The following is a 21,354-nucleotide window of genomic DNA, read 5'->3' as shown; positions in this document are numbered from 1 at the left end:
CCCCCGGCTGGCGGCAACGGTCCGGCCACAGCAAATCGAGAGTCACTTCGTCTGATTCGACGGATACAGACCGGCAAGCCGCGCTATCACAACACCCACATAAAAGACGCCTGAAAATTCTTCGACCATCACAAGTGAGCGGGCATGGTTGGTCAACGGCAGAACATCACCGTAACCGGTGGTTGTGAGCGTCGTGAGGCTAAAATAGATCAGTTTGAAGAACGTGCCGGGCTGTCCAAAGTCGAGGTGGCTTGGGCCGAATGAGCCAGCGCTGGATATCTCGAGCAAGGCATAGACGAAGGACCAGACAAAGGCCAGCAGGATGTAACCCGCAAGCGCGCCATGCAGCTTGTCGGCCGTAATCGGCCCGCGTTGAAGAATATAGCGAAGCACTCCGATGAACGAGACTGCAAGAGATGCCGCATAAGCTATCCCGGCAAGATTAAGAATCGCGATGCTCCCAACCCACAACGCCGTCCATTGCAGGCCAACCCCAAGCAACGCCAGGCCCAGTTTGAGGATGAACCCCCACCGAGTCTGCCGGGTGGCGAAAGCGCCCACGAGCAGCACGGTTGAAAACAGAATGCCGAGCAACGTGCGGGCAAATATGCCCTCCTCAAGAAAGGGAAACAGGAGGATCAATCCAAGTAAGAGCAGCAACAGATAGGTGCAGGGCCCTCGCCCTATGACCATCTGACCTAGATCCTCGTCGGATTCGGTTTTGTTTTTCGGATCTGTCATAGCGGCTTCCCATAGACCGAAACAACGTTCGATACCTGGCGCTACAGGTTTGAAATCGGGCCTGGTTTTAGAAGTGTCGGCAGTGGAATTCTAGTCGCGAATACATGTGAGAGGATTCAGCCGAACAACTATGGGTCGATTTCTACCCTGATCGGCTGACGGCAATCGGCCAAAAGTTAGCGTTCAGTCTTCTGACTAAAGACCGAGAACAGCGTTAATGATGAAAGTCGTGCGCGACGGTTCGAATGTGGGCTTTAATGTCCGTGCTTACAGGCAACCCCATGAGCTTCGACTCCGTACGATGGATGCGCCTGACGGCGGGTTCCGGTTGCCATGTACTTGTCCATTCAAGGAAGAAACGACATTGAAAATAGCTTTTAGCGCCCTGTTATTGACCTGCCTGACAACTATCGCGCTCGCTGGCGAGAACTCTGTCGGCTTCCGCTCTTCCACACTGGCGGACGCGCACAATGACCGCACACTGGAAATGGTCGTCTGGTACCCCAGTGCAACAACCGCCGCCACGCAATTGATTGGCGATGATGTGGTGTTCGTCGGGGCTTCTGCCGTTCGTGACGCACCGCCCGCTGCTGGCAAGCATCCATTATTGGTGCTCTCCCACGGGTACAGAGGAAACTGGAGCAACCAGATCTGGCTTGCCAGCGCTCTGGCTCACAGGGGTTACATCGTCGCGGCAATCAATCACCCTGGCTCCACCACTCATGACCGTAGCCCAAAAGCAGCAGCGCAGTTATGGCAGCGGCCCGTTGATGTGAGCCGAGCCATTGATGGGGTCACGGCTCAACCTGAAAAATTCGGCTTGGTCGCCAATGACCGAATTGCAGTAGTGGGCCATTCACTCGGCGGCTGGACCGCCCTGGAGATCGCCGGTGCCCGCTTCGATCCAGACCGCTTCGCCCATGACTGCAAAGCCCACCCGCAGTTAGCAAGTTGCAGCGTCTACGGAAAGATGAATCCCGCCAGCACCTCAGAATCAAAGACCGCGTTGGCCGCCGATTTGCGCGATGAACGCGTCACGGCTGTGGTCACATTGGACCTGGGCCTTTCACGGGGCATGACCGATGAAAGCCTGGCCGCGCTGCCGGTACCAACGCTGGTGATCGCTGCCGGCGTACCGTCGCACGATCTTCCCGCTGAGCTGGAGTCTGCCAACCTGGCCAAACGCCTGCCTCCGGCGTCAAGCCGTTACGTCGAAATCAGCGATGCAAGCCATTTCAGCTTCTTGTCAATGTGCAAACCTGGCGCAGAAGCGATGCTCGAAGAGGAAGTGCCAGGCGATGGCATCATTTGCCGGGATGGTGATGGCAATGGCGCTCGCTCACGGGGTTTGATCCAACAGCAGGTTACTTCGCTGATCATCGAGTTTCTGCCGCCGTCACCTCGCAACGAATGAAGACGAGGTTATTAACTGCCAGGTCAAAAGGGGACGGATTTATTTTCAGAAATAATCCGCCCCTTTCTCTTATCCAACCTTACCGTTACGGAGCATTAACGATATGTCCAACATCGTCGCATGGACCCTGTTCGCCTTGGGCGTCCTCCATATTCCGTTAGGTATTTTCAAGTTCAAAACAGCATTCGCCGCCGCTGTAGACGCGGGCTTCATTGACCAGTTCAGAGCGCACGAAGATCGGCGTACCGCCCTTTGGTTTACCCTGCTGGGTCCGCTTTTTATGCTCGCAGGGCATACAGCGATTCACGCCGTAGCCGTTGGGGATCTCGCGTTACTTAAAATGGTCGGCATCTATGTGCTGATGATCTCGATCATTTGCGTCATTGCTGTTCCAAAATCGGGGTTTTGGGCAACGCTGCTGGTTTCTCCGCTGCTCATCGCGGCAGGGTATGGCTTGTACGCCTGACTAAAGCTCCCCCCGCAATATCCCCCCCACGATGAGAAAAATCCCCCATAAACGGGCTGTATTACCCGATTCCTGTGTCAACTTTCATTGGCCAGGGGATCAAGTTGCGCCGCCAGCCGGGAATGATTGGCTGTTCAATTTTCTGGCATAGAGAATGCTGTGCGTTCACTAGCGTATTCATTAAAAGTTTGAAGTTGTTATCACGGGATAACCGATTTCCACCTGTGCTGCACAACCCTTCTGAGGAGTTACCTTCATGCGAAGTGAGCCGCTAGTCCGCACGTTGGCACTCATGCTTCTCATCTTTGCCATAGGGGCATTCTGGAGTCTGTTCACCTGGTTCAGCAGTTAAGCGCTGTTTGTGTTGCGGATCGGGTGAAGTCCCGGTTGAAGTCGGGATACCCCCGTTAGCAGAAGCGGCAAGCGAAACCAACAGGCTGCCCATCGCGCAGTTCGCTGAAATGTTCAAGCCTGATTCCCCACTCCCCTTTCCCCATTCCCAGGTCATTTGTTGATCGAGTGTTTCCCACTGTCTGACAGACCGCCCTGCCAGGTTGGTTCACGCATTGCCAGTTGAACAAACGGCCAGGCGCCTCTCATAAAAAAAGGGAGGGCATCGCTGCCCTCCCTTCCGCTTTCCACGCTTTTTTTCAAGCGTGCTGATCAGTACCTCAAGTGGTGAGAATGAAGTCCGTGGCAGTGACGGTTGTCGCATCGGCCACACCGACCAGGCGGATGGAGTCAGCACCAGCGAAGCTGACCAGGGTATCCGCACCGACATCGGCGATGGTGACGCTGCCGGCAAAGGTCGCAGCCGTGATGTTCATCGCGGAGATATCGAGGCGGTCCTGCCCTCCTGCCGCGTTGGCATCGAAGCCAATGATCTGATCGACCCCGAAGCCCGCTGAGAACATGAAGATATCGTTGCCATTGCTGGCAACCATCATGTCGTTGCCGGCACCGCCCGTGACTGTATCGTTGCCTGTACCGCCATCGATAAAGTCATTGCCGATACCACCCAGCAAGGTGTCGTTAGCGTCTCCTCCGAGCAGCGTGTCATTGCCATCGCCGCCCTGGAGCAGATCGGTGCCGGTACCGCCATCCAGGCTGTCATCACCCAGCCCGCCGAGCAGCGTGTCGCTGCCTGCCCCGCCATTCAATGTATCCGCCCCGTCACCTCCGTCGAGGCTGTCATCGCCATTGCCGCCGTTCAGGGTATCGGTGCCAATGCCACCCACCAGTTGGTCGTTACCCGCGTCGCCGTTGAGTGTGTCGTTGCCACTGTTGCCGGTGAGGATGTCGTTGCCGCCGCCACCATTGAGGGTGTCGTTACCCGCCCCGGCGGTGATGACGTTGTTCAACCCGTTGCCGCTGCCGGCGAAGTTGCCGACTCCGGTGTAGGTCAGGTTCTCGACATTACCGCTCAGCGTGTAGCTGGCCAACGAAGTCTGCACGGTGTCCGTACCGCCACCCGCAACCTCGACCACCACGTCTGTGGCTGCATCGACGATGTAGGTATCGTTGCCCGCGCCCCCCACCATCCGGTCCGCACCCGCACCGCCATCGAGGAGGTCGTTGCCCACCCCGCCGGTGATGGTGTTGGCCAGCGCGTTACCGGTACCTGTGAAGTTACCGGCGCCGGTGTAGGTCAGGTTCTCGACGTTGGCATCGAGCAGGTAGCTCGCGAAGGCGGTTTGCACCAGATCGGTACCGCCACCCACCGCCTCGGTGATAAGGTCACCGACGTTGTCGACCACATAGGTGTCGTTGCCGGCACCGCCGTTCATGGCATCCGCGCCAAGCCCGCCGTTGAGGGTGTCGTTACCGTCCTCGCCATTGAGGATGTCGTTGTCGTCTCCACCGTTGAGGGTGTCGTTGCCAGTGCCGCCAAACAGCTGGTCGAGACCGGCCAGGCCATTCAGCGTATCGCTCCCGCCCAGGCCAAGCAGCACATCGTTACCGGCGCCGCCGGTGAGGGTGTTCGCCTGTGCGTTACCTTGCAGCACTACGCCACTGAGCACCGCAACCGCCGCGGTTGCCGCGGAAGTCAACGTCTCCAGCGTGCCGAAGCCGTCGGTGTAGCGCACGATCACCCGTATTTGCAGGTTGCCCTGCGCCACACCCGGGGTGAAGGTCGAGGCCGTCGCGCCGTTGATGTTGGAGAAGGAAGCACCGATACCTTGCTGCCATTGGTAGCTGAAGGTGCCCAGCCCGTCCACATCGGCAATCCCGGCAGTCAGCGCCGTCAGCACTTGCCCTTGATCCGGTGTCGTATCGCTGATCAGCAACGCGCCTGTCGGTGCATCGTTGACGTTGTCCACCGGCCCCAGGATGTTGGACGCAACGCTTTCGGCCACACCGAAGTTATCGACGTAACCGATCATCACGCGCACTTCCTGGCCGACCTGAGCCTGGCCAAGCGAGAACGTGCTACCGGTAGCGCCGGCGATGTTGACGAAGCCAAGCCCGTCGTTCGCCTGCCACTGGTAGGTGAACTGCGGATTGGTCAGGCCATCGGCGTCGACGATGGTCGACGTGTCGGCGGTCAACAGCTGGTTCTGCACGGCAAGCCCGGTAACGGTCGCCCCTTCGGTCGGTTCACTGTTGCCGGACGATTCGACGATCTCCAGCGTGCCCTGGGCATCCTGGTACACCGCCCGGACGCGGATGTTCAGACCCGCCTCATCAGGGCCCACCAGGAAGGTGGAGCCAGTCGCCCGCGTTGCCTCGCCAGCGGCGACAAAGGTGATGTCCTCATAGACGCCCGTACCGGGAATGGTTTCGACCTGCCAGTAGTAAGCCACCCCACCGGTTATCGCGCCGGTCGGGTTGGCCGCACTCTGGTTGTCCGCGTCGTGTACCCCCGCGCCACTGACGCGCAACAACTGGCCGGCGACTGGCGTATCTTCACGCACACCGGTAGTCGCATCGAGGATTGCCAGGTGACCCGATGGGTCGCTGTTTTGCACGGTGCCGACTCCGGACGGTATCGCAACGTCAGCGAACTGCAGACGCTCGATGCCCGTCAGGCGATCGACGCCATCACGCCCAAGCACCGAGTCGGTCACGATGACAGTGTCGCCATCGATTTCGATGCCGTATTCCCCCAAAGTACCGGAGAACAACGCCGTATCGAAGCTGTCAGTGCCGGTCAGAATCTCCCGCACGATGACCAGTTGGCCAGGGTTGTACGTGCCGTTCAGCATAAACGGCACCAGTGGCTCCATGCTGTCGAACGTGGCGATTTCATCGCCAGTGCCATCAGCGTTCGCCCGTACGCTGATGCGTACGTTCAGCCACTTGTCACCATCGATGATGTCGTCACCGCCGCGACCTTCGATCAGGTCGCTGCCGCTACCGCCGAGGATGATGTTGCCGCCATCGAAGAACGTCGCTCCGGCTGGCAGCAGATCCGCCAGGCCGTTGATCAGGTCGATGTGGGTCAGCACACTGCCGGTTGCACCCGCAGTAGGCAGCGATGTGGCGTCTTCGTTATCACCGCGCAGGAAGTCACCGTGCGACGAACCCGACAGACCTTCCATGATGTCGAAACGCACCAGCGCCGAAGCACCTGAACCCGGTACTGGCGGAACATCGAAGAAACGGTCCGTGAAATCGATGGTCACGCCCTGTGCGAGCCCCTTGAAGGTTGCCCAGTCAAAGCCGGAGCCGCCGATATAGCGATCACCGAAGCCGAGACTGCCGACCATGATGTCATCGCCGCCTTCGCCGTTGAACTTATCGTTCTCGTTACCGCCGATGAACACATCGTGGCCAACGATAGGGTCGTTGCCGAGCGGGTCGAAGTTGTCGCCAGGTGCACCGTCCGAAGTGCCCTTCTCGATCCAGTCGTCGCCTTCGTTACCCATGTCCTGTTCGTTGGCTTTGCTGCCCAGGATGAAGTCGTTGCCATGACCACCAATGGCTTCGGAGGCGTCCTCACCGGTCACGATGAAGTCATTGCCGAACCCGCCGATGATCAGGTTGACGCCGTTACCTCCGTGCAGCACGTCGTTGCCGTCGCCACCCTGGATGTTATCGTCGCCGCCCTTGTCGGTGATGATGTCGTCGCCAGAGCCGCCGCGCAGTTGGTCGTTGCCGTCACCGCCTTCGATGCGATCGTTGCCGCCGTCGCCCCAGATCGTGTCATCCCCCTCACTCGCAATGAGAATATCGGCGCTGTTGGTGCCGCCCATCACGATGTGCTCTGCACCGGTGTATTTGATGTAGTTGGCGTCCGGCCCTGCGGTCAGCGGGTTGTCGCGGAACACCACCTGCTCGCCGTTTTCGCCAAGCGGATCGGCATTGCCCAGGCCATCGTTGAATTGCTTGCTCTGGTCCCTTTCCAGATAGAACGCAACGTCCGAGAACACCAGGCCCGGCAAGTGCGTGGCCGAGGTGTTGGCCATGATCAGCTTGGCGAACGAGTTGCTTTCTAGCTCGGCATTCATCGACAGGCCAGCGGTACGTTCCAGGTAGTAGAAGCGGTCGCCATCCTGCAGTTTTTCCAGCTGGTTCTCGAACACGAAGTTGAACGTCGAGCCGAGCATGCCGCCGAACGGCGTTTTCGCTTCGGCCAGGCCGCCGATCCACAGGTCGATGGCATCGACCCCCGTGATAGTCACGCCCTTCAGATCGTCGGCTGTTCCCAGCACGCCATCCTTGCCAGCCCGCGTTACGTTGGTCCATTCACCGGTGCCGTTGAGGAAGTCCATGCGGTCAGTCGGTGCATCCGGACCACCGAATACCAGCGCCATGGCAGCAGCGCGTTTGCCTTCCAGCGTGGTCGCCGCCGTGATCGTTTCATGGGTGCCATAGGCTGCAATGAAGTTGATCAACGACTCCGGATGTTTGAGGTGCTGCACCAGGTCGACCCAGCTGGTGTACGGCTTGAGTTGGGTGTCACCGGTTTGGCTGTAGATGTCGCGGCGAATCGCGTTGAGTGAAGGAATCCCCACGTCGCGGCCACGGGCGATGTTGATCGCCGGCAGGTCGAGCGGCAGCCCGAGCAGGTTGTTGCGCAGCGCCTCGGTGACGAACTCGTCGATTTCGTTACCGGCTTGCCGAGTGATCCCCCGCACGATCGCACTGGTCGCATCCTCAGGCGTCACGCCACTGGCGGCGTACGCCAACGGGTTGAGGAACGCCGCGATCAGGCCCAGTTGCTGATCGGGATCAGCACTGTTCGGATCGCCGATCACGTTGAAATCAACGTCGAAGCGATCGACGGTCTCGGTCAGCATCGAGTGGCCAAACCGGTACACGGTGTGGGCGAACTCGGCGACGATCGAGGCATCGAGGTCAACGTCATAGACCTGGGTCGGTGCGAAAAACAGGTCGACGTTAGGCTGGATGGTCCGGGCAAATTCCTCGAACACCAGATGCTGATACTGCATCTCGGTGCCGAACTTGGCCGCCTGGAACAGGCGTTCGCCATTCCATACCAACGCATCGATCTCCGCCTGATTGACCGGCAACGCGCTCACTGGATTGAGTAGCCATTCGTTCAGGAAAGCCACGTCACCCGAGTCGAGCACGGTGTCTTTGGTTTGCGCGACCAGCCGATTGTGCTCGGAGTGGAAGATCGCATGCACCGCCGTCAGGCCGATGTTCTCGTTGACCCGGCCGTCGCCAGCGATGTAGTGCGCATCCAGCAACTCGTTGTCGTAGGCCAGGTTGGCCCCGGTTTGTGGATTGACCGGCACGTCGTTGCCAGTTTCAGAATCGCCATCAGGCGCGAGCACGCCACCGATGAACACCGGCGCGGCATTGTGGGCAATGTCGACGAGGAACTGGTGACCGGTGCGCACAGCATTGGTCAGGTCAATAGGGGCAAGCGGATTACCTTCGACAAGCTCGTCATCCGCCGTACCGCCAAGACCGTCAAGGCCTTTCATAACGACCATCGGGAAGCCGTTCGGCCCCTTGATGAAATTGCCATAGGCATCGGTCGCCAACAGCGGGGCGTTATCGACGTCGGCATCGGTCAGGTGGATACCCAGAATGTCGTTGGCTTGCGCCTTGACCACTTTCCAGGTGGCCATGCCACCGATTTCGCTGTCGTCTGAGGTACCAAACTTGCCATCCGCCCCCAGGTCACGGTTGGTGATCAGCCTGCCCGTCGCGATGGGTCCGTCATCGGTCAGCAGATACCCGCGCAGGAACACCTGATGCGATGGGTGCGAGCTGTAGGTCTGGTTTTGGTCCACGAACGGCGTGGTGGTGTTGGAGTGCTCATGGATGTCGTCGGCCGTGCCGAGAATACCATCTGCGCCTGGCTGGTTGGTCGCGCGGGTCAGCACCATGAAGTTAGCGTTGCCGCCTGGCACATACAGCGGATCATCCGGTTGCAGCGGAATGAAGATGGTGCCCGAACCGCCTTTGGTCACCAGGTCCAGACCGTGATCGAAGAACTGCCCGAAGAAGGTCATCCAGGCGTTGAACGGCGCGGACAACCCGGCATCCGGAGCGGTGTTCTCGAACATGTACACATCGTGGTCGTCGCCAGTACCGAACTGACCATCCAGGCCGGGGCTGGCGACTATCCGTACGCCATCCTTGAGCACATCGTCGCTACCCTCCGCGCCGAAGTTGAGCACACCGTCCCCGCCCACGTCGTACGCCGTGGCATACGCCGCCGGGTTGTTCGACGTCTGGTCGACGATCAGATTGCTGATCGTGCGCGGCTGCGAGTCAAACACATTGCCGCTGGTCTGCTGATACGACGATCCCGGAATGGCCGGCGAGCCAGGGCCGAAGAACCCGGCAGGTGCACCTTCCGCCGGATTGAAGACCGGATCGGTCAAACGCGGGAAGGTGTTATCCGCAGCACCAAACTCGGTGTTGTTGATGCCATTGAGGTTCATCAGGTTGTTGTTCGAGCCATCGACCGCACGCAGGCCCAGCGGCGCGCGGATGTTCGGGATCAGCGAGAGGATGTTCTGACCGTCCGCTTCAGCCTCGGCAATCTTGATCTGATCAAGGATGAAGTTGAGGTCGGAGCGGACCATGTTAAGGCCCGGGCCACCCTCGGTGGCATTGACTACCGGTGTCGGTGCGGTCGGCACGACCGGTGCGCCGGGAGCCACGACGCCTGTCGGTTGCGAGAACACCACTTCAGTCGTGCCATGGCCATCCTGGTAGATCGCCTTGACCCGCAGTGACAACCCGGCAAGATCCGGCGAGACCTTGAACGCGGTGCCATCGGCACTCTGGAACGCCAGGTCACCCGCAGGCAACAGGATGATGTCTTCGAACACGCCACTGCCGGGGTCGGCTTCGAACTGCCAGTAGTAAGACACCGAAGTATTGTTGACGAGCCCCTGCGGGTTACCCGCAGTGACGTTGTTGGCATCGCTCACCCCGAGCATGCTCACGGTCAGTGTGTCGCCCACTGTAATGTCGCCGCCGTTGCCATCCGTGACAGTCGGCCTGCCGACCGGTTGTGCGTTCAGCCCCGGTACCAGCACCCGCTGAGTGTCGGCGAATTGCAGGCGCTCGATATGCAGCAGGGTATCGGTGCCGTCGCGACCCGCAACGGTATCCGTCACCGTCCAGACATCGTCCGCCAGGTTGGCCGTGCCACGGGTGTCCTGGGTCACCGTGTACTCGGACTGAAGCCCGGAGAAAATCGCGGTGTCGAACGCCGCCCCGCCCGTCGAGGTGCCGGGCAGGATTTCCCGCACGGCCTTGAGCTGCCCTGGGTTATACGTGCGGTCCAGCATGAACGGGATCATATCAGCCATGCTGTCGAAGCTGGCGATCTCGGGGCCGGTATGGTTGACGTCGCCGGGGGCATAAACTGCGATTCTGACGTTGATCCATTTGTCGCCATCGATCAGATCATCGCCGCCGCGACCCTCGATCAGGTCACTGCCATTGCCACCGAGGATGATGTTGCCCGTGGCAAAGCCGGTGGTCGGCAAGCCGGCATCGGACAGGAACTGCGCCAGTCCACGGATCAACGCCACATTGGTCAGTGCACCGCCCGTGGCACCACCGTGGTTGATGATGGTGACCGCATCAACATCATCGCCTTTGAGGACGTCGCCGAAATTCGAACCGGACAAGCCTTCCACTTCTGCGAAGCGGTCAAGAATCGAGGCCGGCGAAGCGCCCACCGGATTGAACACCCCGGTGTTCTGGTTTGGCGCGTTGCCATGTGGCTGCGCCAGCGCGGCCAGGGACAGGTCGACGGTCACGCCGACCTGGTCATTTTTGTAGGTCACCCAGTCGAACCCGGACATGCCGTCCATCTTGTCCTGGGCATCGCTGCCGACAAAGATGTCATCGCCACCCTCGCCGATCATTTCGTCGAAGCCACCACCGCCGACAAAGATGTCGTTGCCGATCGTATCGTCAGTGAGCAACGGCGCAGCGTTATCGCCAGGCGCACCGTCCTGGGTGCCCTTCTCGATCCAGTCATCGCCTTCGTTACCGGTCGGTGGCAGGTTGGTCTTGGCACCGAGGATGAAGTCGTCACCCTGACCGCCGAAGGTCGTGGTGATGTCTTCGGTGGTGATGATGAAGTCCTGGCCATCGCCGCCAAGGATCAGGTTGCCCCCGACCGCCATCCTGCCGGCCACGATCACGTCGTTACCGGCATTGCCTTCCAGGCGGTTGTCGCCGAACGAGTCGGTGATGATGTCATCGCCTGCGCCGCCCAGAACCGCATCGTTCCCGGCGCCGCCTTCAAGGACATCGTTGCCGCCGTCGCCGTAAACGGTGTCATCGCCTTCACCGGAGATGATGATGTCATTGCCGGCGGTGCCGCCGAGGACGACATGATCTTCACCGGTGTAATGCAGAAAATTACTGTCCGTGCCCACGGTGTCGGGGTTGTCGCGGATCACCAGCGGCACGACTTCCACGCCGTTGATCATGATGCCGCCCGTCGGGTCGGCACGACCGCCGACGCCAAGGCCAGTGAACTGATTGGCCTGGGTCACTTCAAGAGTGAACGCCGGTGTCAGGAACACGGTGTTCGACAGGTGGGTGACATCGGTGTTGAGCATGATCAACTTGGCGAAGGAGTTGTTCTCAAGCTCGGTGCCGAAGTTCAGGCCCGCCGTACGCGACAAGTAGTAGAAACGGTCGCCGTTCTGCAACGCCTCCATCTGGGTTTCAAACACGAAGTTGAACGTCGAGCCGAGCATACCGCCGAACGGCATCTTCTCTTCGGCAAGGCCGCCGACCCAGAAGTCGATGTCGTCGACACCGGTGGTGGTGACGCCATTGACCATGGCGTAGGTGCCCGAGCTGTTAAGGAATGCCAGGCGATCCTCTTCCGTGGCGGTAAAAGTACGCTCATCGGCAGTGCCGGCGTTGATCACCGCGCTGCCGCCAAACACCAGGGCAGCAGCGACCGCACGCATCTCGACCAGCGTATCCACATCGGCCGCAGTCAATGCCCCGTGAGTACCGAAGGCCGCGATGAAGTTGACCAGGGATTCGGGGTGTTTGAGGTTTTCCGCCAAGTCAGCCCAACTGATGTACGGCTTGAGTTGGCTGTCGCCGGTTGCCTGGTAAAACTCACGCCGCGCCTCATTCAACGTAGGGATGCCAGTGTCGCGACCACGCGCCAGGTTCAGGGCCGGCAAATCGAGGGGCAGACCCAGCAGATTGTTGCGCAACGCTTCGGTGACGAACTCGTCGATCTCGTTGCCGAGCTGACGGGTCACACCGCGAATGATCGCCCCTGCCGCTTCGTCAGCGGTAGCCCCGCTGCCGGCAAATGCCAGAGGGTTGAGGAAGGCTGCGATCAGACCGAGCTGCGCGTCAGGGTTGTTCGGGTCAGAGAGGACCGGATTGAATTCGGGGTCGAAGCGATCGACTGTCTCGGTCAACATCGAGTGACCGAAGCGATACACCACGTGGGCGAACTCGGCGAGGATGGCCGGGTTGATCGAGGTGTCATAGCCGTTGGGGGCAAGGAATTCGTCGACCTGCGGCTGAACGGTCCGCGCAAATTCCTCGAACACCAAGTGCTGATACTGCATCTCGGTGCCGAACTTGGCGGCCTGGAACAGCCGTTCGCCATCCCACACCAATCCTGCGATTTCGGCGGGAGTCGTCGGAATTGCCGCGACGTCGTCTGCCAGCCACTCATTGAGAAACGCCAGATCGCCAGAGGCCAGGATGGTTTCCTTGGACTGCTGGACCAGGCGGTTGTGTTCGGAGTGGAACACATGGTGCACAGTGGTCAGGCCGATGTTTTCGTTCGCCCGGCCATCGCCGGCAATGTAGTGAGCGTCGAGCAGCTCGTTGTCGTAGGTCAGGTTGTTGCCGCCCGCGCCCACTGGCTGCGCATTGCCGATTTCGGTGTCACCATCCGCCTGCAAAACCCCGTCGACGAGTACCGGCGCGGCATTGTGCGCGATGTCGTCGAGGAAGCCATGCCCGGTGCTCACGGCGTTGGCCAGACTGATCGGAGCATCCCGGTTGCCTTCGACCAGTTGCGTGATGTCATCCGCCGTACCGGCGATACCGTCTGCGCCGTTGCTGATGCGCATCACCACCTGCGGCATACCGCCCGGGCCACGGATGAAGTTGCCATACGCGTCGGTCGCCAGCAGCGGCACGTTGTGCACATCGGCGTCGGTCAGGTTGATGCCGAGAATGTCACGGGCCTGGGCCTTGACCACTGCCCAGGTCGCCATGCCGCCATTTTCGGCGCCGCCATCATCGGCAGTGCCGAACTCGCCATCGGCGCCCAGATCGCGATTGGTAATCAAGCGCCCGGTTGCAACAGGGTCACCTGCCGCGTTGATGACGTACTCGCGCAGAAATACCTGATGCGAGGGGTGGGAGCTGTAAGTCTGGCTTTGGTCTACGAACGGCGAGGTGGTGTTGAGCTGCCCATCGTCCGTCGTGCCAACAATTCCGTCCGCGCCGGCCGTACGCACGGCCCGCGGCAGCACCATGAAGTTGGTCGGACTGCCCGGCACGAATAACGGATCGTCCGGCTGCAACGGAATAAACACAAAATCGGTAGCGCTCTTGCTGACCAGGTCGAGGCCGTGGTCGAAGAACTGGCCGAAGAAAGTCATCCACGAGTTGAAGCCCGCAGTCAGTCCGGCGTCCGCGGACTGGTTGGGGATGAAGAACACTTGTTTGTCGTCATCCGTGCCGAAGACACCATCGGGGCCTGGGCTGATGACCGGATCGGCACCGCCGTTCGCCGCAACCGCAGCCGGGTTGTTGGCGGTCTGATCAACGATCAGGTTACTGATAATCCGTGGTTGTGGGTCGATCACATCCCCTGTCCCGGAGTATGACGCCAGAAACGAGGGATCCAGCAGGCGCGGGAAGGCATTGTCCGCAGCGCCAAACTCACTTTGCCCGGTCACCAGGTTGTTGTAGCTGCCATCGACGGTGCGCAGGCCGAAAGGCACCTGACTGTTGGGTAGCAAATCACTGAGGCTGGCGCCGTCGGCATGTGCTTCTGCGATGAAAATTTGTTTGAGGATGAACTCCAGGTCGGACTTGTTGAAATTGGCCATTTTGCTTGCCCTCGATTTCTTTGGTGAAGGGCACGGGACGAAAAGAATCCTCCCGCGCCCAGTCGGGTGCTGGCTTGCGCAGTGTGTAGGTTCATTTTTTTGGCGAGAGCTGACACGGGAAGGCAAAGCCGTCAGTACGGCCCCCGGTATGCGCGCCTGGAATTCGCGGAACTCGCGAAAGAATGGCTCGCTAAGCGATCAGGCAGAGCGAACCCGGGCCCTAGGCGGGCCATGGAAACTTGAGGTCAAGGCGAACTTGCTGAACAGCCCCTTCCCTCTGCAGTAGAACGAAGTGATCGACATGCTGTGCTCCTTCGGAGAACCACCGCGCTTTTCGCTGCCAAAGAGTTGACAGACTTCAGGCGGACGGTTGTCGTCAATGAGTAAGACTAAAGTTGGATAGCAAAAAATTGTCAATTTTACGACGGACAAACCGGACGACCGGTGCTAAGCCTCTCAACTCGCTGTTTTTAATGGACTTATAGAAAGATTGACGCACCATTAGAGCGAAATGTTATTTCAGATTGTTTCGCCGCGACCTACGCTGCTTGCTACGGGAGCAACGCAGAAATTTGCATGAGATTCGCCCGAGAGCGAACCTGCGTATCGACGGCTACCCACGGGACTAAATCTGTTAGCTGCTGCTCCGCAAGGGCAAACGGCTTTTTGAAGAGGGGGTCAGCCAAATGCAAAAGCAGTCGAACTCTCGATCCGAACTGGCCGACGCACTCTTCCGACTTCGTCGTAGTTTTTACTCCCTGGCGGGTTTCAGCGGCGTCATCAACGTCATGATGTTGACGCCAGCCGTTTACATGTTGCAGGTCTATGATCGAGCCTTGGTCAGTCGCAACGTCACAACGTTGACGATGCTGACCGTTCTGGTGATAGGCCTGTTCTTGCTGATGTCCACGCTTGAAATGTTCCGCACCCGTGTGCTGATCCGGGTCGGCAACTGCCTCGACATGGACCTCAATCGACGCATTTTCACCGCCGCATTCGAGCGCAACCTGAACCGCGCCGGAGGCAATCCGGCCCAGGCCCTGCAGGATCTCGCGCAGGTGCGTCAATTTCTCACCGGCAACAGCCTGTTCGCGTTCTTTGATGCGCCATGGACGCCGATCTACCTGCTGGTCGCCTACCTGATCCACCCGCTGCTCGGACTGGTCACGCTCATCGGCTCGCTGATTCTGATGGGCCTGGCTTACCTCACCGAGAAAGCGACGCAAAAGCCGCTGGCCGAAGCCAATCAGGCCGCCCTCTCCTCCGCCACCTACGCCAACAACAACCTGCGCAACGCCGAGGTCATCGAGGCCATGGGCATGTTGCCGTCGATCGGCAAGCGCTGGTACCAAAGCCATTTGCGCATTCTGGAAATGCAGACCCTGGCCTCAGACCGGGCCGCCCTGATCAGCAGCACCGGGCGCTTCGTGCGTATCACCTTGCAATCGCTGATCCTCGGCGCCGGCGCGCTGCTGGCGATCGAAGGCAAGATCACCCCCGGGATGATGATTGCCTGCTCGATCCTTACCGGTCGTGCGCTGGGCCCGGTGGAACAAGTCATCGCGTCGTGGAAGCAACTGCTTGGCTGCCGCTCGGCCTGGGGCCGGTTGAATGAAATGCTCAACGACTTTCCGCGCCGGCCACCAAGCATGTCGCTGCAACGGCCGCTGGGCATGCTGGCGGTGGAGAATGTGTACGCCGGCTCCCCCGGCACCAACAACACGATTCTGCGCGGGGTGAGCTTCAACCTTTCCCCCGGCGAAAGCCTTGGCATTATCGGCCCATCCGCCTCGGGCAAATCCACCCTAGCCCGCCTGTTGGTCGGCGTCTGGCCGGCACAGGCCGGCAAGGTGCGCCTCGACGGCGCGGACATTTTCACCTGGAACAAAGGCGAACTTGGCCCCTGGCTCGGTTACCTGCCACAGGACGTAGAGCTGTTCGAAGGCACCATCGCCGACAACATTGCGCGCTTTGGCGAAGTGGACAGCGACGCGGTCATCCGCGCCGCCAGAACAACGGGCGTGCACGAGATGATCCTGCGTTTTGCGCAAGGTTATGAGACCCGCCTGGGCACCGATGGCAGCCCGCTTTCCGGTGGCCAGAAGCAACGTATCGCCTTGGCCCGCGCGCTGTATGGAGACCCCAATCTGATTGTGCTCGATGAGCCGAACGCCAACCTCGACGACGTCGGTGAAAAGGCGTTGGTCGATGCGCTGGCCCAACTCAAAGACCGTGGCGCCACCGTCATTCTGATTTCCCACCGTCCCAATGTGCTCTGCGCCGTCGACAAGGTGCTGATGCTGCGTGACGGCGGCGTGCAGATGCTCGGCACTCGCGACGAAGTATTCGCAGCGCTGCGCAAGGCGAGTGTGATGCCTGCAGGCGCGTCGACTCCGCTGGCCTCCGTCAAAACGCGGGAGTGACCGATCATGCAAATGAGCCAACACACCGAGATGATTCACGTCGATCCCAGGAACGATGTAGATCTGGACGTCGCCAAACCTGTGCGCAGGGGCCTGTGGCTGGTGCTCGCCGGCTTCGGCGGCTTCCTCCTGTGGTCGTGGCTGGCGCCGCTGGATGCCGGCGTGGTAGCGACAGGCACGGTAAAAGTCACCAGCAATCGCAAAGCCGTGCAGCATCTGAGCGGCGGCACCGTGGAGGCCATTCTTGTCCGCGAAGGCGATTCCGTGAAAAAAGGCCAGGAGGTGGTCCGCCTCGATTCGCTGCGCGCACTTGCCGAACAGGGTGCGGTCAGCGCCCAGTACATCGTCAGCAAGACCGTGGAAAACCGCCTGGAAGCGGAACGTGACAACCTCGACGTAGTGAACTTCGATCCCGAACTGTTCAAGCGCTTTGGGAATGACCACCGCCTGCTGGCTGCCATGGATCTGCAGCAACGCCTGCTGAACACCCGACGCGCCGGCCTCGCTGGCGAAATCAGCATCCTGCAGGAAAACCTCGCGGCGTCGGCGGTGCAGCTCAAGGGCCTGCAACAGGTCTATGGCGCCCGCGCCTCGCAGATCAACTTCCTCAACCAGGAACTGAAAGGCACCCGCGTGCTGGCAGCCGAAGGCTATGTGCCGCGCAACCGCCTGCTGGAACTGGAACGCAGCAATGCCGACCTCTCAGCCGGCCAGGCCGAGAACCTCAACAACATCGCTCGCGTGCGTAGCCAGACCACCGAAATCAAGCTGCGCATCCTGCAGCGCCAGCATGATTACCTGAAGGAAGTCGAATCGCAGCTCACCGACACCGCCAAGGAAAACACCACCCTGGCCGACCGCTTGCGTGCGCTGGACTATGAAGTGACCCACACGGTGATTCGATCGCCCATCGATGGCATGGTCCAGTCCCTGAGCATTGCGACTGTCGGCGGGATCATCCAGCCCGGCTTCAAGATCATGGAAATCGTTCCGGACAACGAGCCGCTGCAGGTCGACGCAATGATTCCCGTGCAGGCCATCGACAAGATGGTCCCCGGCCTCGCCGTGGACATTGCCTTCCCGGCCTTCAACCATGCCCAGACGCCCAACATCCCCGGCCGCGTGAAGACCGTTTCCGCCGACCGCCTGATGGACGAGGAAAGCAAGCAACCGTTCTATCTGGCTCAGGTAGAGGTCACACCCGATGGCATGAACCTGCTTGGCAGCAATCACATTCGTCCCGGCATGCCCGCCAGCGTCACCATCAAAACTGGCGAGCGCAACATGATGAGCTATCTTCTGAAACCAATGCTCGACCGTGTTGACAGCTCTTTCAAGGAACAATGAAATGGACCGTCATTGCCTGTTCGCCTGCCTGCTATCGCTGTCTCTGCCTGCCAGCGCCATTGATCTCAAACAAGCGTGGGATCTGTTGCAGTACCAAGGCCCCGTCTATCGCGCTGCCGTGCATGAAAAGGAGGCCGGCCTGGAAAACCGCGCCATCGGCCAGGCCGGTCTGCTGCCGCAGATCAGTGCCTCGGCCTACGACAACAAGGTCAATGGCACCCAGCGCCAGAGCGGCATCGAGAGGGATCTGGACTACGACTCCAAGGGCGCCAACGTGCGCTTGCGCCAGCCGCTGTTCAACAAACAGAAAATGGCCGAGTACCGCCAGGGTAAACAGCGTGCCGACTACAGCGTCGCGGTGTTCGATGCCAAGAGTCAGGACGCCGCGGTGCGCCTCGCCGAAAGCTATTTCGACGTGCTGTTGGCCAGCGAAACCATCGTCCTCGCCAAGTCCAAGCTGAACGCCTTCGAGGAGCAACTCGCTTCGGCGAAACGGCGCATGGAGCTGGGGGCCGGCACCGTCACCGACATCGACGAGTCGATCGCTCGCCGCGACCTTGCCGATGCCGAGCTGATCGAAGCGCAGGACAACCTGATCAATGCCCGCCGCAAGCTTGAGGAGTACATCGGAGAAACCCCCGAATCGTTGACCACCTTGCGTCCGACTTTCGATACGCCACCGCTGCTGCCGAGCAACCTGCAGGACTGGTTGGTCAAGGCTCAGACCGACAGCCCGCTGATCCATGCGCGCCGTCATAGCAGCGACCTTGCTGAAGAAGAAGTGAAGCGCGTCAAGGCGGGCCACTGGCCGACACTGGATTTCGTTGCCGGCTACACCGCGGGCGATAGCCAATCCATCTCCGAGCTGAATCAACGCAACCGCTACGGCTCAATCGGGCTGGAAGTCAATTTCCCGCTGTACAACGGTGGCGGCACCAGCGCGCTGGCACGCCAGGCCAGTTCCAATAGTTCCAAGGCCCTGGACGAACTCGACGCCACGCGACAGGAAGTCATCTCCGGCACCACCCGCGAGTACGCCGGCGTACAGAGCGGCGCCAAACGTATTCACGCCCTGGAGCGGGCCGTAGAGTCCAACGAACGCTCACTGCTGTCCACACGCAAGGGTTTCAAGGAAGGAGGCACCAGCACCAACTCGGACGTCCTCAATGCCGAAGAACTGCTCTTCGTTGCACGCCACGATCTGTTCGAGGCGAAGCTGCGTTACTTGATGTCGCGCCTGCGCCTGGCCTCTTCGGTGGGCAGCCTGGGCGACGACGACATCGACCACATCAACGACTACCTCGGCCCGGAGCTGCTGGTCACCAATTGAATTGGCGTTCAGGTGAACAGCGTCATTCCTGAGCCGTCGCTAATCGTAGAACGGCTCAACCAGCGCCCGGCGGCCGACAAAAAAGCTATCAGCGACCAGTCGCAGCGGCTGGAGATCCAGGTCACTGGCCTTGTCGCCAATCAGCTGTTGAAAATGTCGATACACCGCCGCGTACTCACCCTCCTCCGATACGGCCTGGCGCACGCCGTCGATACTCAAGAGTGCGCCGCCGTTGTCCAGTCGCAGGATGCCTTCGGCGCAACGAATCTCGATGCTCCAGAGTTCGTCATGGCCGTGGTCGAAATCGAACTCCGCACGAACATCGAGGTGGCGCGCGTCGGACATTTTGATGGACGCGGCGATAGGCGACTGGCAGTTGTCGGGGACGCGCAGTTCGGCGGACTCGACAAACAGCGACAGGGGCAGCAGATGAGTCGCAATCGACAGGGCATTGATGCCGGGATCGAAGACGCCCAGGCCGCCGGGCTGCCAGATCCACGCTTGGCCGGGGTGCCACTTGCGCACGTCTTCCTTCCAGTCGATCTGTACGCTTTGCAGGGTGCGGGTGGCCAGCCAGTCACGAGCGGCTTCAATGCCGGGCGCGTAGCGCGAATGCCAGGCGAACAGACCGCTGACGCCTTGCTCTGCAACCTGATTCACCAACGCCATCGCTTCGCCCAACGTGGCGCACGGAGGTTTTTCGACCAGTACGTGTTTGCCTGCGGCCAACGCTTGTTGCACCAGTGCGAATCGTCCTTGCGGCGGTGTGCAAAACGCAATCGCATCCACAGGCGGGCCGTTTTCGAGCAGCTCGCCCAGGGACTGAAAGTTCTCTACCCCGGCGCAGGGTTGCCCTTGCGTTGCGACAGCGACCAACTGAAACGCGGGGTTGGCGTTGATCGCTGGAACGTGTTGATCCTGGGCAATCTTGCCGTAGCCCACCAGACCGAGACGGATCGGTTGCATTAATGACTCCTGTTTTTTTTCTTGTCATGGGAAGCGAATCGACAAGACTACGTTTGTATAGCGGGGAAGTCATTGATGACGTGCTGACGTTTGGTGAACGCTACCTTTCAGTCAGCCCCTCCCCGCACAAACCGCCTGACCTCGGCCTGTATGGCATAAGCCGGCGCCTCCACCGCGTTGAAATCCTGTGTATACCGCTGGGCAAATCCATCGACTCCCCACTCCTGAAACTGCTGCACATGCTTGAGTTCGTGAGCCCAGAGCGCGACATCCTGTTCTGCGGTTTGAGCGTCCCGGAAGAGAATGATGTCGATCAGCGTCACGGCTCCGACATCGGGGTTTTGCAGCATGGCAGTGGCGGCACTGAACTGACCGTTGTCGCTGACTTTATAGCCCGCGGCATCGAGGACACCGGGGTCGTACCAGCGCAGCAGTTGCTCGCGGATGTGCGGCGGGATGGGTTGGATGCTGGTGTTGACTACTTCAGCGTGGGCCTGGGTCAGCCACAGCGCCAGGGCAGGTGCAGCGATCTGGTAGACACCATCAGGCACGGGGCCGAGCACCTGTCCCAGGTCTGGCAGGCAGATGCAGTCGTCCAGGCAAACTTGCTTCTCGCCAGCTGGGCAGGCGCCGGGCTGGGCTGGCACTTCAAGCGTCAGACAAAGAACAAACAGCGCCACCAGGCGCGTGATGATGGGCGGCATTGTGACCTCCAGGGACGGATGCAGCGTGAACAGTGGGCCATAACTGATCGACAACCTGCAAAGCTATAGCGTATCCCTAAATTTCTTTGCGCCACTTTCCTGCGGGCAAAACAAAACCCCAACTGCTTTCGCAATTGGGGTTTCGGAATTTAATCTTGACGATGACCTACTCTCACATGGGGAAACCCCACACTACCATCGGCGATGCATCGTTTCACTGCTGAGTTCGGGATGGGATCAGGTGGTTCCAATGCTCTATGGTCGTCAAGAAATTCTTGAGCTGACGCGTCTTGCGACGTTCCAGCGAATTGGGTATGCGATAGTTTGTGTGTTGCTCTCGAACTTTCGGTTCATTGCGTCTTCACACACCGCAATCTGATGCTCTTTCGAGTAGTCAAATTGCTTGGGTGTTATATGGTCAAGCCTCACGGGCAATTAGTATTGGTTAGCTCAACGCCTCAC

At 60.0% G+C, this 21,354-nt stretch carries 9 protein-coding genes and 1 rRNA gene; 5 read left to right on the top strand and 5 right to left on the bottom strand.

Annotated elements, in window-relative coordinates:
* Positions 1–42 precede the first annotated feature (42 nt).
* Positions 43–741 carry an ion channel gene (locus KGA82_RS10685; RefSeq protein WP_223450305.1) on the bottom strand — a complete coding sequence of 233 codons (699 nt, stop codon included), beginning with the start codon at positions 739–741 and terminating at the stop codon, positions 43–45.
* Positions 742–1,105: 364 nt separating this feature from the next.
* Between KGA82_RS10685 and KGA82_RS10680 the strand changes: the two genes are divergently transcribed.
* The gene (locus KGA82_RS10680) at positions 1,106–2,155 is read left to right on the top strand and encodes an alpha/beta hydrolase family protein (RefSeq protein ID WP_223450344.1); all 1,050 of its coding nucleotides are present in this window, start codon (positions 1,106–1,108) and stop codon (positions 2,153–2,155) included.
* 103 nt (positions 2,156–2,258) lie between these two features.
* The gene (locus tag KGA82_RS10675) at positions 2,259–2,621 is read left to right on the top strand and encodes a DUF6463 family protein (protein ID WP_192417472.1); all 363 of its coding nucleotides are present in this window, start codon (positions 2,259–2,261) and stop codon (positions 2,619–2,621) included.
* A 671-nt stretch (positions 2,622–3,292) separates the two neighbouring features.
* Here KGA82_RS10675 and KGA82_RS10670 read toward each other — a convergent pair.
* Positions 3,293–14,122: a peroxidase family protein gene (locus tag KGA82_RS10670; protein WP_223450304.1), complete on the bottom strand. Its 10,830-nt coding sequence runs from the start codon at positions 14,120–14,122 to the stop codon at positions 3,293–3,295.
* 686 nt (positions 14,123–14,808) lie between these two features.
* Here KGA82_RS10670 and KGA82_RS10665 point away from each other — a divergent pair.
* Genes KGA82_RS10665 through KGA82_RS10655 form a run of 3 tightly spaced genes read left to right on the top strand, consistent with a single transcriptional unit; the run spans position 14,809 to position 19,222 of the window.
* Positions 14,809–16,545, top strand: coding sequence for a type I secretion system permease/ATPase (locus KGA82_RS10665; RefSeq protein ID WP_207286715.1), 1,737 nt, complete (start codon positions 14,809–14,811; stop codon positions 16,543–16,545).
* Between the two features lie 6 nt (positions 16,546–16,551).
* A complete protein-coding gene (locus tag KGA82_RS10660) occupies positions 16,552–17,892 on the top strand; it encodes an HlyD family type I secretion periplasmic adaptor subunit (protein WP_008039525.1) in 1,341 nt (446 codons plus the stop codon).
* A 1-nt stretch (position 17,893) separates the two neighbouring features.
* A complete protein-coding gene (locus tag KGA82_RS10655; RefSeq protein ID WP_192496324.1) occupies positions 17,894–19,222 on the top strand; it encodes a TolC family outer membrane protein in 1,329 nt (442 codons plus the stop codon).
* A gap of 39 nt (positions 19,223–19,261) precedes the next feature.
* Here the strand turns inward: KGA82_RS10655 and KGA82_RS10650 are convergent, their stop codons facing one another.
* The 3 genes from KGA82_RS10650 to rrf form a co-directional block, all read right to left on the bottom strand.
* Positions 19,262–20,188 (bottom strand): Gfo/Idh/MocA family protein, encoded by a 927-nt coding sequence (locus KGA82_RS10650; RefSeq protein ID WP_223450303.1) that lies wholly within the window; start codon positions 20,186–20,188, stop codon positions 19,262–19,264.
* Between the two features lie 107 nt (positions 20,189–20,295).
* Positions 20,296–20,892, bottom strand: coding sequence for a DUF4157 domain-containing protein (locus tag KGA82_RS10645; protein WP_223450302.1), 597 nt, complete (start codon positions 20,890–20,892; stop codon positions 20,296–20,298).
* A 153-nt stretch (positions 20,893–21,045) separates the two neighbouring features.
* Positions 21,046–21,161, bottom strand: a 5S ribosomal RNA gene (rrf, locus tag KGA82_RS10640).
* Positions 21,162–21,354: the final 193 nt, after the last annotated feature.

The sequence above is a fragment of the Pseudomonas sp. BF-RE-22 genome, from assembly GCF_019956155.1.
GTDB lineage: Bacteria > Pseudomonadota > Gammaproteobacteria > Pseudomonadales > Pseudomonadaceae > Aquipseudomonas > Aquipseudomonas migulae.
The sequence above is the reverse complement of the archived record's forward strand: the minus strand, read 5'-3'. Positions and strand labels throughout refer to the sequence as shown.

Bases quoted from the DNA above. Each gene is read 5' to 3' on its own strand.
- KGA82_RS10685 (WP_223450305.1), bottom strand. From the start codon at position 741: ATGACAGATCCGAAAAACAAAACCGAATCCGACGAGGATCTAGGTCAG.
- KGA82_RS10675 (WP_192417472.1), top strand. From the start codon at position 2,259: ATGTCCAACATCGTCGCATGGACCCTGTTCGCCTTGGGCGTCCTCCAT.
- KGA82_RS10670 (WP_223450304.1), bottom strand. From the start codon at position 14,122: ATGGCCAATTTCAACAAGTCCGACCTGGAGTTCATCCTCAAACAAATT.
- KGA82_RS10665 (WP_207286715.1), top strand. From the start codon at position 14,809: ATGCAAAAGCAGTCGAACTCTCGATCCGAACTGGCCGACGCACTCTTC.
- KGA82_RS10660 (WP_008039525.1), top strand. From the start codon at position 16,552: ATGCAAATGAGCCAACACACCGAGATGATTCACGTCGATCCCAGGAAC.
- KGA82_RS10655 (WP_192496324.1), top strand. From the start codon at position 17,894: ATGGACCGTCATTGCCTGTTCGCCTGCCTGCTATCGCTGTCTCTGCCT.
- KGA82_RS10650 (WP_223450303.1), bottom strand. From the start codon at position 20,188: ATGCAACCGATCCGTCTCGGTCTGGTGGGCTACGGCAAGATTGCCCAG.
- KGA82_RS10645 (WP_223450302.1), bottom strand. From the start codon at position 20,892: ATGCCGCCCATCATCACGCGCCTGGTGGCGCTGTTTGTTCTTTGTCTG.